At 69.9% G+C, this 15,997-nt stretch carries 10 protein-coding genes and 1 pseudogene; 6 read left to right on the top strand and 5 right to left on the bottom strand.

All coding sequences use genetic code 11. The annotated features are described in order from the left end of the window. Positions 1-54 precede the first annotated feature (54 nt). Together ACIPSE_RS38890 and ACIPSE_RS38885 are read right to left on the bottom strand one after the other, a co-directional pair. The gene (locus ACIPSE_RS38890; protein WP_401672632.1) at positions 55-3,738 is read right to left on the bottom strand and encodes a S8 family peptidase; all 3,684 of its coding nucleotides are present in this window, start codon (positions 3,736-3,738) and stop codon (positions 55-57) included. A gap of 483 nt (positions 3,739-4,221) precedes the next feature. After that, entirely contained in the window at positions 4,222-7,143 is a 2,922-nt protein-coding gene (locus ACIPSE_RS38885; RefSeq protein ID WP_401672629.1) for an ATP-binding protein, read from the bottom strand. A gap of 108 nt (positions 7,144-7,251) precedes the next feature. Between ACIPSE_RS38885 and ACIPSE_RS38880 the strand changes: the two genes are divergently transcribed. Together ACIPSE_RS38880 and ACIPSE_RS38875 are read left to right on the top strand one after the other, a co-directional pair. After that, a complete protein-coding gene (locus ACIPSE_RS38880; RefSeq protein WP_401672627.1) occupies positions 7,252-7,632 on the top strand; it encodes a hypothetical protein in 381 nt (126 codons plus the stop codon). A 240-nt stretch (positions 7,633-7,872) separates the two neighbouring features. Next, the gene (locus ACIPSE_RS38875) at positions 7,873-9,339 is read left to right on the top strand and encodes an MFS transporter (protein WP_401672624.1); all 1,467 of its coding nucleotides are present in this window, start codon (positions 7,873-7,875) and stop codon (positions 9,337-9,339) included. A gap of 215 nt (positions 9,340-9,554) precedes the next feature. On the opposite strand, the pseudogene ACIPSE_RS38870 reads toward ACIPSE_RS38875, so the two are convergent. Then, positions 9,555-9,707: pseudogene (locus ACIPSE_RS38870) on the bottom strand (FAD-dependent monooxygenase); the annotation flags it as partial. Positions 9,708-9,917: 210 nt separating this feature from the next. On the opposite strand from ACIPSE_RS38870, the gene ACIPSE_RS38865 reads away from it, so the two are divergent. Beyond that, complete coding sequence (locus tag ACIPSE_RS38865) at positions 9,918-10,772, top strand: 3-hydroxyacyl-CoA dehydrogenase (RefSeq protein ID WP_401672621.1); 855 nt, start codon at positions 9,918-9,920, stop codon at positions 10,770-10,772. 93 nt (positions 10,773-10,865) lie between these two features. On the opposite strand, the gene ACIPSE_RS38860 is transcribed toward ACIPSE_RS38865, so the two are convergent. Continuing rightward, positions 10,866-11,246 carry a hypothetical protein gene (locus ACIPSE_RS38860; RefSeq protein ID WP_401672618.1) on the bottom strand — a complete coding sequence of 127 codons (381 nt, stop codon included), beginning with the start codon at positions 11,244-11,246 and terminating at the stop codon, positions 10,866-10,868. Positions 11,247-11,625: 379 nt separating this feature from the next. Here ACIPSE_RS38860 and ACIPSE_RS38855 point away from each other — a divergent pair, with 379 nt between their 5' ends. Together ACIPSE_RS38855 and ACIPSE_RS38850 are read left to right on the top strand one after the other, a co-directional pair. Then, the gene (locus tag ACIPSE_RS38855) at positions 11,626-12,273 is read left to right on the top strand and encodes a TetR/AcrR family transcriptional regulator (protein WP_401672615.1); all 648 of its coding nucleotides are present in this window, start codon (positions 11,626-11,628) and stop codon (positions 12,271-12,273) included. Positions 12,274-12,850: 577 nt separating this feature from the next. Beyond that, positions 12,851-14,359, top strand: a complete 1,509-nt coding sequence (locus ACIPSE_RS38850; protein ID WP_401672613.1) for a GMC family oxidoreductase — start codon at positions 12,851-12,853, stop codon at positions 14,357-14,359. A 301-nt stretch (positions 14,360-14,660) separates the two neighbouring features. Here the strand turns inward: ACIPSE_RS38850 and ACIPSE_RS38845 are convergent, their stop codons facing one another. Beyond that, positions 14,661-15,416 (bottom strand): TetR/AcrR family transcriptional regulator, encoded by a 756-nt coding sequence (locus ACIPSE_RS38845; RefSeq protein ID WP_401672610.1) that lies wholly within the window; start codon positions 15,414-15,416, stop codon positions 14,661-14,663. 215 nt (positions 15,417-15,631) lie between these two features. Between ACIPSE_RS38845 and ACIPSE_RS38840 the strand changes: the two genes are divergently transcribed. Continuing rightward, positions 15,632-15,925, top strand: coding sequence for a hypothetical protein (locus ACIPSE_RS38840; RefSeq protein WP_401672607.1), 294 nt, complete (start codon positions 15,632-15,634; stop codon positions 15,923-15,925). Positions 15,926-15,997 lie beyond the last annotated feature (72 nt).

The raw sequence follows: 15,997 nt of genomic DNA, 5'->3' as shown, positions 1-15,997 counted from the left end.
GATGGCACGGGGGAGTGGTTCATGTGTCGGTCTCCTTGTCGGTGTCGAGTGCCATCAGAGGGAGCTGTAGTCGTCCTGGTCGGGCAGGTGTTCCTCGTGACGCTCGATCTCCGCGCCGGACGCGTCCTTCAGCCTGAAGTCACAGGTCGAGTCGAGGCTCGGCATGGTGGGCGAGGGAACCGCTGCGCAGACGGGGAGCTCGCTGAACGGGTGGGTGAGCGTCTCCGCGCCGACGACGCCGATCACGGCCTGGCGACCGCCGCCGGCGCTCGTCAGATAGAGGGTGGGATAGAAAGAGTCGCCCTGCCGGCAGCCCGCGCACGGCCCGGCCTGGACGGCGAAACCGGACTTGGTGCGCGCCGCCGGGACGGCTCCGGGCACGGACGGCCCTGCGTTCCAGTGGATCTCGTCCCGGCCGGTGAGAACCAGGTCGTTCGACTCGACGCGGTTGTGCGTGATGACGCGGTCCGCCGTCGTCTCGGCCCAGGAGGTGCCGAACCGGCTGACGGCGTTCTTCTCCCGCTTGACGAACACGGTCATCGTCCGCTGGGTGGACGGCTTCGGCAGGTACACGTACGACGCGGCGGACACACCCTGGATGGGCTGGTTCCAGCTCAGCTTGTGGACCTCCGCGGGCCGCGCGGAGTGGAAGGAGAGGTCGACCCGGTCGAGATCGCCCTTGTCGAGCCGGTAGGTGCTCTGTCCGATCTGTCCGGACTCGTGATAGGTGGCGGCGTACGCCCTCGGTACGGCGGTGCCGCCGAGGCTGATCCGGACCTTCGAACCGTGCGCCTTGATGCGCTCGATCAGGGCCTCGGCCTCGGTATAGGGCACGCTCACGATCGGCAGCGCGGCGTACGACTGGAACGCCGGGCAGCTCTTCAGCCCGTCGAAGCATCCTTCCACCACCGTGGGGCCGCCCAGCGAGGTGAGATCCGGAGCGGAGACCAGCACGCCCACGGCGCCTGCGGAGGCGGCGGCAGCCACCCGCTCGTCCCGCAGCTTCGTGTAGTCACACGTGTTCGGGCAGATGTCGGCCGGCGTGACGAGGACGAGCTTGCCCCGGGCGTCGACCCCCGCGAGGTCGGCGGCGGACCCGGAACCGGCGTACACCACCTTCATGTCTCCCTTGACCGGAAGCCGGGGAATCCTGATCGAGGACTCCCGGGTGTTCCAGCCACCGGTGTCGCCGAGCCACCCCTGGGTCTGGCTCACCGTGGTGTCCGGGGTCACGTAGCGGGCGGACAGCCCGGAGGAGGCACCGCCGCCGGTGGCGCGCAGGGTGACTACGGACGTCGTCCCCGAGTGGTAGAAGTCGTGGGTGAGGGTGCCCATGGTCACCTTGCCGGTGGGCAGGATCCACCGGTTCGGCTCGGTGGCCCGGTAGTCGTAGTCCATCGAGCTGCCGGTCGACCACGCCCCGGTCGCCGAGACCCGCTGGACCTGGTCGTTCATGTCGTAGGTCTCGGTGGACTCCGGGTACCGCACGGTCAACGGCTTGGCCTTGCGCAGGTCCAGCGTCACGGTGCGCGCCTCGGTGAGGCTCACCTCCGGTGCGATCGGCGAGGCCTGCTGGACGTCGCCGGCCGCGTTCCGCCAGGTGACCGGTACGTCCACCGCGTAGGTGCCGCGGAAGAGCTGCTCGGTCACGCTCTCCGCGCCGGGCTCGCTGGCCGGGAGCGAGTGGAGATGGATCTGGTCGTCGACCGGTGTGAAGGAGGTGGTGCCGTAGTGGACGTCCGTGGCACCCGCCGGAGGAACGACCTTCAGGGTGAGCGGGAACTTCTGGGCCTCCAGGAAGGCGTGGCTCCTGAAGTTCAGCTCTATCGCGCCGGAGTCGTCACGGGCGTTCAGCAGCGCGCTGTAGTACCCGTGGGGATCGTCCGGGCCCAGGACGCTGCCGTCGAGCGTCACCGGTACCTCGGCGGTCCCGTTGGCGGGGACCACCACCTCGTCCGCGCCGAGGGTGAACAGCCCCACCTTGGCCGCCTTCCCGTCGCCGAAGACGGACGTCAGCGACAGGTGCAACGTGGTCGCCTTGTCGGTGCGGTTGACGTACACGAACTTCTTGGTGGTGGCCGACTGCGGGTAGGTCATGCGGCCGAAGTTCAGGATGCCCTTCGGCAGGATCTGCGGGTTGGTCGCGGTCGCCAGGTTCACCAGGCCCGTGCCCTGGGAGTACATGTCGTGGCCCAGGTCGGTGGCGGTGTCCATCAGCAGCGCCTTGATCTGCTGACCGTCCATCTCCGGGTGCTGCTGGGCGACGACGGCCGCCGCCCCGGCCACGTGCGGTGTGGCCATCGAGGTGCCGCTGGACGCGGTGTAGTACTGGTCCACCGGCGAACCCATGGAGGTGCCCGCGGCGCGGGCCGCGACGATGTCGACGCCCGGGCCCGAGATGTCGGGCTTGGCGGCGCCGTCCCCGAAGCGCGGCCCGGTGTTGGAGAACGTGGCCATCTCGTCGTTGTCGTCGACGGCGGCCACGGTCAGGGCGTCGTCGGCGGACCCGGGGGAGGAGACCTTCGCGGTGCCGAAGCTGTGGTTGCCGGCGGCGACCACGAACAGGGTCCCCGTGGAGCGGCTGAGTCCGTTGAGCGCCTGGCTCAGCGGATCGGTGCCGTCGGTGGGGTCACCGCCCAGGCTCAGGTTGACGACCTTGGCGCCCGAGTGCGCGGCCCAGTCCATACCCGCGATGATGTCGTCGTCGGAACACTGGCCCTGGTCGTTGCAGACCTTGCCCACCAGCAGCTTGGCGCCGGGCGCCACGCCCTTGCGCAGCCCGTTCGACGCGGCGCCGCTGCCCAGGACCGTCGAGGCCACGTGGGTGCCGTGTCCGTGCCCGTCCTTGGCGCCCTTGGGGTTGCCGGTGAAGTCGACCGCGTCCACGATGCTCGCGGCCACGTCAGGGTGGGTGGCGTCGATACCGGTGTCCAGCACCGCCACCTTCACCCCGGTGCCGTCGTAGCCCCGCTTCCAGGCCACCGGCGCACCGACCTGCGGCACCGACGTCTCCAGGTCGATCTGGGACATGCCGTTGAGCCACACCTTCTCGACCCCGGCCAGCGAACCGGCGGCCCGGGCGGTGGCCGGGGTGGACGCCTTCTTGCCCCGCACCCCCTGCCACCACCGCCCGCTGTCGGCGATCTTCAGCGAGCGGCCGTTGATGCTCGGCAGCGACCGGCCACCGGAGGCCCCGGCGACCTTCCGCGCCTTGTCGGCCGCGCCGGTGCCGGTGTAGGTGAGGAGCACCGGCACGGTGTCGCTCTTGCCCGCCGCGGCGATCGAGACCAGCTCCCGCACGTCGAACAGCGACCAGTCGAGCAGCCCCTGGCCGACCAGCACGAGGGCGTCGTCCGGCACGACGTACACCCTGCCCTGGTGGCCGAGGGTGTGGAACACGACCGGCAGCCCGTCGGCCCGCGGCGCGCTGTCGGTGTCACGTATGACCGGCTTGCCGTCGCCGTCGACACCTATGTGCACGGTGTCACCGGTGATCAGCGTGACCGGGACGGACCCGCCGGCCGCGGCGACGACGCGCGCCAGGCCGTCGTCGGCGGCCGTCGCACCGTCCGTCTTGGCAGCGTCCGTCTTCGTCTGTACGACATCGGATCGCGGCGCCTGCTGGACCGGCTCGGCGGCGTCGGCCGCCGTCGTCGACACGAGCATGCCGAAGACGGTCAGACCGACGGTCACCGCGCCCCAGCGTCTGCCGACGCCCCTTCTTGCGCTTGACCTCATCTATGGATCTCCCTTGAGAGCGAATGACGTGGAACGTGAGCACAGGTCCGGGCCGCGGGTCGGCGGCCCGTCGGCGAGCGGGCGTTTCGTGCGTACGGGTACGCCGCGCCCCGTCCCGAACGGACTGGGAGCACGCGGCGGCCGGCGTCATGGGCTGTCGGGTGAGAGCGGTTCGTGGCTCGCGCCACGGGCGTCCGCGTCAGAGCGGTTCGTACTCGGCGTCTTCGTCGGCGCCGGCCGTCCCGCTGCGGATGCCGGTGACGCCCTCCTGATCGGACGGCTCTTCGGTCGACACGGGTAAGTCCTGTGGACGGACTTCCGATGCGGGCGAGTCGTCTTCAGGGGCGGGTGTCGATGAGTCGGCGGACGGCATGGCAACGAGTGTGCGATCGCACCGGCCGTCGGCACGATCGGTCAGATGCGGGATTTAATCCCGCCGTCCGGTCCTCGTCTTTTCGTCGTCCTGCGAACGGTGCGTGGAATTCACTCGTCGTTCGCGGAGCGCTGGTCCGGGTCGCCGACGAGCCCCGACTCGACCACCCTGACCGCGAGTGCCGTGCGCGAGGTGACCTCCAGTTTGCGCATCGCCGACTTCACCTGACTGGCGACGGTCTGCGCCGACACCACGAGCGCGTCCGCGATCTGACGGTTCGTCAACCCTTCGACCAGCAACCGCGCCACCTCCAGCTCGCGCGGCGAGAGCCGGTTGCCGTAACCGGGACGCCCCCGGCCGCGCGCCGCCGCGACCCGTCCGGCGAGGAAACCGCCGATCCGGTCGGCGTCGTTGTGGGCGCCGAGCTCCGCCAACGCCCCCGCCACCCCCGACAGCACCGGCAGCGCCGCCTCGTCCTGCCCCTGCGCGACCAGACAGCGCGCGAAGCGCTCCCGGGCGAGCAGGGCGTCGTAGGGACGCGGCAGCGCCTCCCACGCGGTCGCCGTACGGCGGAACAGCGCGGCGGCGTCCGCGAGGCGGTCCTCGGCCTCCGCCAGGATCGCCCGGCACAGCAGCAGCGACGCCTGTGGCGCCGGCGCGTCCCGGTCACCCAGCGCCCCCGCGAAGGCGTCCACCACGTCCGAGGCGGCCCCCAGCCGCCCGGCGGCCACCAGGGCAGCCGTGCGCGCGGGCGCGAACTCCACGGCCCGCGACCACAACCCGCTGCCGATGGCGATCCCGGCCAGCTGGTCGGTCAGCCGGACCGCCTCGTCGATGTCACCCTCGCCCAGGGACAGTTGAGCCAGCGCGGCGGTGGCCTCGATGCGCTGCTGGTCGTCGCGCCCGGCGAAACGCAGCCGCTCCCTCGCCACCTCCCGGTCCCCGGTGGCGGCCTCCAGCAGCCCCGCCACCAGCGCCGCCTCGCACCGGTCCTTCAGCCGCACCCCGCTGTCGTCGTCGACCAGCCGCGCCGCCCGCTCGGCCAGCCCCGACCAGGCACCCGAGAACCAGTCGAGATGGGCCCGCGAGGAGGCGATGCTGTCGAGGTAGTCCAGCAGCTGGTGACGCTCGGCGAGAACCTGGGCCCTGGCCAGCCGCGCCCTGCCCTCCGCGTACCGCCCCCACCGCGTCGCCTCCTCACTGACGTTCGCGTGGCCCACCGTCACGATGGACGCCGCCCGCGGATCGACGACATCGTCCGGGATCTCGCGCGCCGCCGCCCACCCGGCCTCCTCGCCCAGTGTGAGCAGCGCGAACGCGCGATCCGCGGCCAGGTGCAACCGGTCCAGGGCAGCGATCGACCGCGCGAGCGGCGGCGCCTCCTGAAGCCACCGCAGATGCTCCGAGACCGGCCGCGCGTTCCCCAGCGGCAACGCGAGCAGGATCCGGCCGCGCGCCATCTCCACGGACTCCGGCGGCAGATGGGGCAGCGCCGTGAGGATCTCGCCGCGGCCCGCCTCGATCTCGCCCGCCACCATCAGGACCCGGCCCACCTGGAAACGGACCGACGCCTGCGCCACCGGCGTGAGGGCCTGGCCGACCAGAGCCGCACGCAGCGCGTCGATGACCGCCGAGTACGGATCGGAGCCCGACAGCGCCTGGAACTGGATCTTCGTCACCAGACGCACCAGCACCGCGGCGGGCAGCGGGACGCCGGCGACCAGACTGTGGATCAACAGCGCCGAGGTGGCCACGTCCCCGGACTGCGTGCTCAGATCGGCCGCCTCCTCGGTGTACCGGCACGCGGCCCCGACCTCGCCGGCCAGCCGGAAGTGCCGCGCCAACTGCGCCACGGGAGGCACCGGCCACCGCTCCAGCGCCCGGCCCGCCCGCAGGTGCATGGCACGCCGCTCCCCGGCCGGGATGACGTCGTACACGGCGTAACACGCCAGCGGATGCCGGAACGACCACTGCCCGGACCTGCCCTCACGCAGCAGACCACTGCCGACCGCCTCGCCCGACCACGCCGCGAACCGTTCCTCGGACAGACCGGTGACCGCGAACAGCGTCGCGTGGTCGGCCGGACCGGAGAGCACCGCCGCCGCGTACAGGACGGTGCGGGTGTCGGGGTCGAGCCGCTGGACGCGCTCCAGCATGGCGTCACGGATGGTCGGCGGCACCTCGATCCGGTCCAGCCGACGGCGTGCCCAGCCCCCGTCCCGGTGGATCAGATCCGCCCGGTCGTGCATCAGCCGCACCGACTCCTCCACCGCCAGGGGCACACCCGCGGTGCGCGCGTGCACGAAGGCCGCGAACTCGTGGGAGACATGCCCGCCGGCCAGCATCGAGGAGACGAACGAGGCGGTCTCCGCCACATCGAGCGGCCGTGGCGTCAGCCGCACCAGACGGGCCTCGGGGGACAACCGGGAGGACAGCCGCAACAGCAGGGACGCCGACGGCACTTCGTCCCGCCGATACGTCAGCACCACACTCACCGGTTGCGGCCGGCGCGACACCAGGAACAGCAGGAACTCAAGCGTGGCCTCATCGGCCCAGTGGACGTCCTCCAACGCGAGGATCGCCACGTCCAGACGGTCGAGAACCTCGACGAACGCCCTGAACAACCGATGCCGGGCGGCGGTGGCGTCCTCCAGCGCCTCCGGTGCCGCCGGCAGGTCGTCGGCCCACTCGGGGAACAGCGGCCGCAACGCCCCCGCGAGCCCGCTCAGCTTCAGCTCCGCGATGTCGTCGCTGCCCTCGCGCACCGCGTCGACCACCGCGCCCAGGGTGTAGGGGACCCGCAGCTCCAGACAGGCACCGACGAGGGCGTGCCGCCCCCGCCGGGCCTGGGACGCGAGGAACTCGCGCAGCAGCCGGGTCTTGCCGATGCCCGCCTCGCCCTCGATCAGGACGACGGCGGGTTCCCCTCCGAGCGCCGACCCGAGGGTGTCCAGCTCACCGTCCCGGCCGACGAACCGTGGCGCGGACAGCGCCGGAAGCCGACGGGTGTTCCCCGGAAGTCCTTCCACCACCGACACATCCCCTCGCCGCCCGCCGTCACACGCGCCGGCCTTTCGGGGCGGTACCGCGGCTTTCACCGGCGATACCTGTGAGGACGGCTGCAAGACTGTAAACCACATGTGACGACAGCGGTATTACAGCCGAACACCCCGTGCGGTCCGTGCTCGGACATCTTCTACGACAGAGGACCCGAGTACTGCGGCTCGGACATCGACCTCGACGAGCAGATCGAGGCCAGACTCCAAGGGGCCCGATGCTCCGGCGACTCCTTCGAGACGTACGGGTGCCTGGAGGACAACCGCCTCATCGCCTCCGTGACGGTGCACGCCGGAAAGCGCCGTTACACGGCAGTCGGCTACGGCGCCGACTACGCCGTGGTCGGCGACCGGCTGATCCATCCGTACATGGCCGAAGACGAGTGCTTCCTCGGTGACGTCCTGAAGCTGGTCGTCCGGCAGTCGCACACGTACTTCGAGCAGTTCGACGGCATCACGCCGTGACCCCGACTCACCTGCCGACCCCCGTGTCCGCTCCGCACGCCTGAGAGCCGTGCCGCGCCGGTCCTGCAAACGCAATCGACGCACACACAAGGAAGGTGTCCGCAGGAACATCCCGCGCCGAACGGCGACCGTCTCTCACCCATGAACACTTTCGATATAGGTGCTCTATGATGAAAGAGATGCCGGTCCTCACCGGCACTTCTCCCGCCCTCACCCACCACCCATGGGACTACGACACACATGTCTTCTTCTGCCACTGAGGCCGCTCCTTCGGCCTCGGCGCCGGATGCGGGTCTCGTACCGCACCGCTGGCTGATCCTCGCTTTCATCGGCGTGGCCCAGCTGATGGTGGTTCTCGACGCCACCATCGTGAACATCGCTCTCCCCACCGCTCAGGCGGACCTGCACTTCTCCGACGCCGACCGGCAGTGGGTCATCACCGCCTACACACTGGCGTTCGGCTCGCTGCTGCTGCTGGGCGGCCGGCTCACGGACCTGTTCGGCCGCCGCAACGCCTTCCTGATCGGTCTGGTCGGCTTCGCCGTCGCCTCTGCGCTCGGAGGGTCGGCGCAGAGCTTCGCCGTGCTGATCGTCGCCCGCGTCGTGCAGGGGATCTTCAGCGCCCTGCTCGCCCCGGCGGCGCTGTCGCTGCTCATCGTCACGTTCACCGACCCCGCGGAACGGGGCAAGGCCATCGGCATCTTCGGGGCCGTCGCAGGCTCGGGGGCTTCCGTGGGGCTGCTCCTCGGAGGCTTTCTGACCGGGCAGGTCAGCTGGCGCTGGACGCTGTACATCAACATCCTCTTCGCCGCGGTGGCCTTCGTGGGCGGTCTGGTCCTGCTGCGCCGCAGCCCGCGCGGCAGGACCCATCTCGACCTGTTCGGCACAGTGCTGGCCAGTGCCGGCCTGTTCTGCCTCGTCTACGGTTTCGCCAACGCCGTCACCCACGGGTGGTCCTCGGCACAGTCCTGGAGCTTCCTCCTGGCGAGCGCGGTACTGCTCGCGGTCTTCGGCGCCTGGCAGGCGCGGGCGAAGCACCCTCTGCTGCCGCCCCGCGTCGTCGTCGACCGCAATCGGGCCGGTGCCTTTGTGGCCCTCCTCGTGCTGGGGGCAGGGCTCTACGGCGAGCTGCTCTTCATGACCTATTTCCTCCAGCAGGTCCTGCACTTCTCGCCGGTGCGCACGGGCTTCGCCTACCTGCCGATGAACGCGGGCATCATGCTGACGGCGATGACCGGCGCAAGCGTCCTCATCCCGCGGTTCGGTCCGAAGTCCGTGGCGAGCGGGGGCATGCTGCTCTCCCTGGTGGGCGCGGTGTGGTTCACGAGGCTCACCGCTGATTCCGGCTATGTCGCGCACGTCCTGCCCGGACTCGTTCTCACCGGGCTCGGCATGGGCTGTGTCTTCGCCACCGGTATGAGCCAGGCCACGGCCGGTGTGGCCGGACAGGACGCCGGAGTGGCCGGTGCCATGGTCAACACGGTTCAGCAGGTGGGAGGTTCACTCGGCCCGGCTCTGCTGAACACCGTGGTGCTGTCGAGCATCACGGACTACCTCGTCTCGCACCACTCGAAGCTGCCCTCGGTCGTGGCCGCGGCAAACGTCCACGGGTTCACCACTGCCTTCGCCTGGGCGGCGGGCTTCTTCGCGATCGGCCTCGTCGCGACCATGGTCCTCTTCCGACGCGGAGCCGTCACCACCGCCTGACCCGGTCCGGCGGACCGTCCGCGCGTATGCCCCTGACCCGTTTCGTCGGTCTGTCCCGGAAAACCGATGTCCAGCACGGTCCGTACCGTGCTGGAAGCCCGGTCGCAGCCGACGACATGCGTGAAGGATCCGCACTCGGGACCGGACGCGGTCCGCAGCAGGGCGTCCACGCCGCTGCTGTCCTGAGCGAGGCCGGCCAGTTCCGACTGCACCCCCTTTCCGCGTGAACCCGCGCGCGGGCCCGTCGACCGATCCACCAGGCGCACGTCGACGCCCCGGCGCGCCAGCTCGATCCCTGTCACCAGCCCGACCGGTCCTGCCCCCACGACCGCACCGGTCCTGGCGAACCTGAAAGGTATGAAGTCCATGGCACACCTTCAGACGACCGCTCTGCGGACCGCTCGGCCGACCAGGTGTGCCGCCGGAGTGCCGTGAACCTGACGGAGAGGCCATCCGTTGTGCCAATGGGGAGGTCGCGGAACTCATCGCGGAGCCGCTGAGGCTGTGCGGTCCGCCCGAGACGGCGCACGGCAGCCGTCTCCGCTAGCCACCCACCATCGGAGAAGGGGATCTACATCGTGCCGCAGTTCTCACGGATCGCTGTGATCGGGGTCGGGGTGTTGGGCTCGCAGATCGCCTACCACACGGCCTTCAAGGGCTACGACGTCGTCGCCTACGACGTGGATGACGACGCGGTCGACCGGGCCAACACGCGTTTGGGAAGACTGACCGAACGGTACGAGCAGGAGGTCGCGGGCGCCGGCACCGGAGCCCGCGACGCCATGCACCGTATTCAGCTCACCAGCGACGTGGCGCAGGCTGTCGCCTCGGCGGATCTGGTGATCGAGGCGGCGCCGGAGCGGCTTGGGGTGAAGCGTCGGCTCTTCTCCGTGCTGGGCGAGGCGGCGCCGCCGCACACCGTGTTCGCCACCAATACCTCCACCATCCCGCCCAGCGCCCTCGCGGACAGCACCGGCCGTCCCGACCGGTTCCTCGCACTGCACTTCTCCAACCTCGTCTGGCGTCACAACATCGCGGAGGTGATGGGCACGCCCCGGACGGCTCCGGATGTCTACGCGTCGGTGGTCGAGTTCGCCACGTCGATCGGCATGGTGCCGATCGAGCTCAAGAAGGAGAAGCCGGGCTATGTCCTCAACTCGTTCCTCGTGCCGCTGCTGCGAGCCGCCGGTGAGCTGCTGACCGACGACGTAGCCGATCCGGCCGCTGTCGACGACGTGTGGCGCATCGGGACCGGTGCCCCTTACGGGCCCTTCGAAATGCTCGACATCGTCGGCCTGACGACCGCTCATCACATCGCCTCGCACGGTGATGTGAAGCAACGCGAGTTCGCCAAGATCATCAAGGAACGCTACCTGGACAAGGGCTGGACAGGCGTCGAAGCCGGACAGGGTTTCCACGGGTATCCACGGTGATGTGCGCAGGCCGCAGCTCCGGCGGTCAGCCGCTGGAGCTGCGGGCCGCGACGAGGACGGGACCTCCGGGCATGGCCGGAACCCGCCGCTCCCCTAGGGGGTGTGCCCGGAGCCTGGGCCACCCGGTCCGTGCCCCAGGAGTCGCTGCCAACGCGCGCGGCGTTCCAGCCGGCCACGCCGCGGCGCAGCGGATCCGGCGAAGCGGTACCGGTAACCACGAGGATCCGGCTGCCGGGCTTCAGCGCGTCGGCCGGCCGGGGCAGGGGCGGCCGTCAGCGCCGCCTCGAAGAGAAGCGGGGCGGCCGGCGAGCCCTCGACCACGGGCACACCCAGCACGGAACGCTTGGACGCCAGGAAGTTCCGGGCGGCCGGATCGGTGCTCATGAACTCGGTGAGGGTCTCGGCGGATCTCACCCGTGCGGCGCTCGCGCTCTTGGACATGCCGAGGCCGTCGGGCATCACCGAGTCGACCACGATGCGTGCCGGCTCCTGCCGACGGCACGAACAGCACGCCGCCACGCTCGACGAAGTGAGGAACGGCCACGACCCGGCAACTCGACACCGACGCCGCGGCGGCAGCAATCACGCCTCGGCGCGCCCCCGACCGCATCCGCTCCGAGGACATGGAGGACATGACCGAAGAGGTCGACTCCGTCCGAGGCGGCGGGGCCCGCCACCACGACCCCGAGGGCTCGCGGAAGCACTGCTCCTGCCTCGCCCTCGACCTGGGACTGCGGTCACACCCCTGACCTGCGTGGGAAAGGATGGATCCCGGCGCTCGTGATCGCCTGGCAGTGCATCATGGACGGATGGACAGCACAGGACGCACCCGCCCGCACGCGGCGGGCACCGCGTGACCGCACAGGCCGACGGCCCCCGGCGCCCGTACCGTAACGACCGTCGCGCGGAAGCCGCCGCGGTCACCCGGGCGGCGATTCTCGACGCCGCCCTGCGGCTCTTCGTCGAGCACGGGTACGCCAAAGTCACCATCAGCGACATCGCCCGCGAGGCCGGAATCGCCGTACCCACCGTGTACGCGAGCACCGGCGGCAAGTCGGCGATCCTGACCGTCCTGATGAACCGCGGCGTGGACGACCCGGTCGTCGAACGGACCCTGGACGGCGTCCGCACCGCACCCGACGCCCATGAGGCCGTGGCGCGCATGACCCGCGGCGTACGCCTGGACAACGAACGCCATCTCGACGTCGTTCAGGTCATGATTACGGCCGCCGCCGTGGAGCGGCACGTCGAGGAGACGCTCACCCAGGTCGCCGCCGCCTACCGGCAGGCCCTCGGCGTGCTCAGCGAACGCATTGCGGAACTCGGTGCCCTGCGTCCCGGTCTGAGCCAGGAACGCGCCACCGACATGCTCTGGTTCCTGCTCGGCCTGCCCTCCTGGACCCTGTTCGTCGCCGAACTCGGCTGGTCCTGGGACGAGACCGAGCAGTGGCTCGCGCGGCAGGCGACCGCCGCGCTGATCGCCGACCCGGACGGCGTCTGACGGGCCGGGCCGGCACACGCCTGCGGCTCCGAGGCCCGGAGACGGGCCGACAAGGCACCACCAGTGGCCTCGGCGTTCGATGCCGAGGCCACTGGTGGATGCTTCATATGCCTCAGCCCGCGAGCGCGGCCAGGTGGTCGGCCACCTTGCGTGGCGAGGGCATCGCCGCGATCTGTTCGGCGGCTTTCTGCGCGTCGGTCCGGAACTCCGCGCCGTGGATCACCTCGACCACCGCATCCGCGACAGCCTCGGATCCGGCGGGCAGCAGGACGGCGACGCCTGCGCGCCCGCGACGGCAGCCGCCCGGAGGAACTGGTCGGCGCCCTGCGGCATGACGAGGCCGCACCAGCTTCGACGCGCCCTCGTCGCCCGCGGAGAAGCACACCCTGGAGATACGTGTCGGGGGAGCGCGTAGCCACCTTCGCGGGCGTCGGGCGCAGCGGATCGATGAGTCAAGTCGTCACCCCCACCACAGTGATTCACCGATATCAGTTTTTACGGATCGTTGATTCGAATCACTGGTACTCTTCGAAGTGAACCAATGATTCACGCGAAACCATGCAGAACGGATCACCCCATGTCTCCTCAGCGACCTGACGTCGTCATCGTCGGCGGCGGCTCGGCCGGGTGTGCACTCGCCGCTCGTCTGACCGAGGACCCCAACACCCACGTACTGCTGCTGGAAGCCGGATCGGCCACGCTGCCGGAGGCGGTGTCCTCTCCGCCCGCCTGGCCCTCGCTCGCGGCCTCAGAAGCCGGCTGGGGCGACACCACCGTCGTCCAACAAGCCTCCGGCGCCCCGGTGGCGCTCCCGCGCGGCAAGGGGCTGGGCGGCTCCTCCGCCATCAACGCGATGGTCTTCGCCCGTGGCCACCACACCAGTTACGACAGCTGGAGCGCCCACGGCGCCAAAGGCTGGACCTACGACGATCTGCTCCCCTATTTCCAGCGCACCGAGACCGCCACAAGCGGCGCACCCGGCCGGGGCACCAGCGGTCCCCTCACCGTCGGACCTGTCGGCGAACCCAACGAGATCCTGTTGGCCTGCCTCGACGGTGCCGTTCAGACCGGGCACCGCCGGGCCGTCGACATCAGCGGCGGGCTGGAGGAAGGCTTCGCCCCCGTGGACCTCAACATCGTCGCCGGACGCCGGCAGAGCGCGGCCGACGCCTATCTCGCCCCGGCCCTGAGCCGCCCGAACCTGGTCGTGGTCACCGGGGCGACCGCACACCGGCTGCTTTTCGAGGGCACGCGCTGCGTCGGCGTGGAGTACGGCGTGAATGGCCTGACCCACACCGCGAAGACGGCCGGCGAAGTGGTCCTGACAGCGGGGGCGATCGGATCCGCGCTGCTCCTGCAGCGGTCCGGCATCGGATCCGAGGACGATCTGCGGCAGGCAGAGGTGAACGTCTTTCACCGGCTGCCCGGTGTAGGCCGCAACCTGCACGATCACCCCCGCGCCAACCTCGTGTACCAGGCCCAGCGACCAGTGCCCACACCGCGCAACAACCACGGAGAGATCCTGGGTCTGCTGCGCAGCACACCGGACGCCGACGGTCCCGACATACAGATCATCTTCATCGACATCCCTCTGCCCAACGCCGTCGCCCCCGTGCAGAACGGCTTCACCATCGGCATCTCGCCGATGCGGCCGGCCAGCCGGGGCTCGCTCAGGATCAGCTCGGCGGACCCCTGTGCGCCGCCAGTGATCGACCCTCGCTACTTCACAGCCGAGGAGGACGTCCGAGCGGTGGTGTCAGGCATGAACACGGCCCGTCAGATCGCGTCTTCGGGCGCGCTCGCCCCGTGGGGGATCGAGGAGATCAGCCCGGGGCTCGCCGCGCTGGACGAGGAGTCGCTCGCACATCACGCCCGGAAGTACTTCGGCTCCTACTGCCACCCCGTCGGAACCTGCCTCATGGGCGAGGACGAGGTGTCGGTCGTCGACTCCGAACTGCGCGTGCACGGGCTGGAGGGCCTGCGGATCGCCGACGGCTCAGTGATCCCGTCGATCCCGTCCAACAACACCAACGCGACCGTGTACGCGATCGCCGAGCGAGCCGCCGACCTGCTACGCCGCCCCTGATCCGACCGCTACGGACCACGCGAGCGAGGCGGCTGGGCAGCCGCCACGGCTGGAGCTGCTCATGCTCGCCCGAGAGGGCCCACTACGCCCACAGCGACGATGCGAACCGCTGCCGAGCTGCGGGCCGCCGGCCTCTCTCGACTCGACTCGACTCGACACCGAAGCCCGGAACTGAGCACCCGCAGAGAAGCCGGTGACACCGATGACGCTCTTGGCAGGACCGGATGTGTACGGCGGCCACGCAGGGCCACAGTCCAGATCAGGCGCTTCGGATCAGGCGCTTCGGATCAGGCGCTTCCGATCAGGCGTCCGTGTCCGCCCCGTCCGCCAGCCGGTTGAGCCACTCTCGAAGCAGAATCCGCTCACCGGTACTGAGCAGCGCGGTCCCGTTCTCGTCGAGAGTGGTGAGCAGGGCCATGGCGGGGCTCGCCACGGACGCGCCCGTGGCGAGAAGGCCCTGTCCGTCCGGATCTGCGGACGGCAGCGTGAGGGCGCTGATCACCATCTCGCGGGCCTCCCAGGCGTTGCGCAGATCGCGGTCCTGCTCCGGGTGGCCGATCAGCGTGAGGATCGTCCCCACCCCGGTGGAGTGCATGACCTCGGTCGCGCGCTCGACGCTCATCCGCAGCCGCCCGGCGGCGCCGACCCTCGTGATCATGCGGCGGAGGTCGTCGGCGGCGCGTCGGCCGGTCGGCGGCACGTGTCCGGGGCGGACCTGCCCATAGACGAGCGTGTAGTAGGCCGGGTGTTCGAGGCCGAAGTTGATGTGGAGGTCCCATGCGTCGCGCAGCGCCTGCACAGGGTCGTCACCGGTGAACAGTTCCGACTTGATCTCCAGATAGCGCCGAAAGCCATGCTCCGCCACCGCTTCGAGCAGTCCGTCCTTGTCCCCGAAGATCCGGAAGATCGATGGCGCCGGCACTCCCGCCCGTGCGGCCACAGCTCGGGTCGACACGGCCTCCAGGCCGCCTTCCTCCAGCAGGCCGGCGGCGGCGAGCACGATCTTCTGTCGGAGTGTGGGCGCTGTCCTGTCCGACGCTGCCGCCTCTTCAGTCATGAATCGATGATATCATTTAAGCGAATCACCGGTTCACTTCACTTGGGAACTGTCCGAATGGGCGCCTTTCCTCAAGGCAGGGCAATACACCGGCGTGCAACCGTTCTTGTCACGACGTGGCAAAACAATATCCCGCCCGTGAACCGCGCGGTGCTGAAGATCGTAGAGGCCCGATCCCCTTGCGGGGAAATCGTAAAAGCGGGTTTACTGAACGCATGATCAAGGCTCTGAAGCGAACATCCACGACAATCCTGCTGGCGAGCGGTGCGATCGTCGGTCTGTTGACAGGAAGTGCCGGCTCGGCTTCGGCGGCAAGTATTCAGAACGATTTCCAGAAGTCCTATTACTTGAATGTCCGCTTGAACTTGAGCGCTTGGTCCCAGTGCCAGTCAGCAGAGGACAGCAAGAACAGAGCTGCTTACGGTACTCCTGACCCTTCGGGTGCTGAAAAATACTACTGCTCCTGGGTCAATGCGAACCAGACGAACCTGTGGTGGGCCCACTACTAAAGGCCTTTTGAGAGGCGTACGGCGGGTTCGGGAGGCGGTTCGGGGAAACCCACCGACGGCAACGTCGGCAGG

It is taken from the genome of Streptomyces sp. NPDC090106, from assembly GCF_044747265.1.
Classification (GTDB): Bacteria; Actinomycetota; Actinomycetes; order Streptomycetales; family Streptomycetaceae; genus Streptomyces.
Note: the sequence above shows the minus strand (reverse complement) of the source record. Positions and strands in the feature narration are given on the sequence as shown.

What these genes read in the sequence shown, in the direction of transcription:
- ACIPSE_RS38840 (WP_401672607.1), top strand. Translation starts at nt 15,632, where the DNA reads ATGATCAAGGCTCTGAAGCGAACATCCACGACAATCCTGCTGGCGAGC.
- ACIPSE_RS38845 (WP_401672610.1), bottom strand. Translation starts at nt 15,416, where the DNA reads ATGACTGAAGAGGCGGCAGCGTCGGACAGGACAGCGCCCACACTCCGA.
- ACIPSE_RS38875 (WP_401672624.1), top strand. Translation starts at nt 7,873, where the DNA reads ATGTCTTCTTCTGCCACTGAGGCCGCTCCTTCGGCCTCGGCGCCGGAT.
- ACIPSE_RS38890 (WP_401672632.1), bottom strand. Translation starts at nt 3,738, where the DNA reads ATGAGGTCAAGCGCAAGAAGGGGCGTCGGCAGACGCTGGGGCGCGGTG.
- ACIPSE_RS38850 (WP_401672613.1), top strand. Translation starts at nt 12,851, where the DNA reads ATGTCTCCTCAGCGACCTGACGTCGTCATCGTCGGCGGCGGCTCGGCC.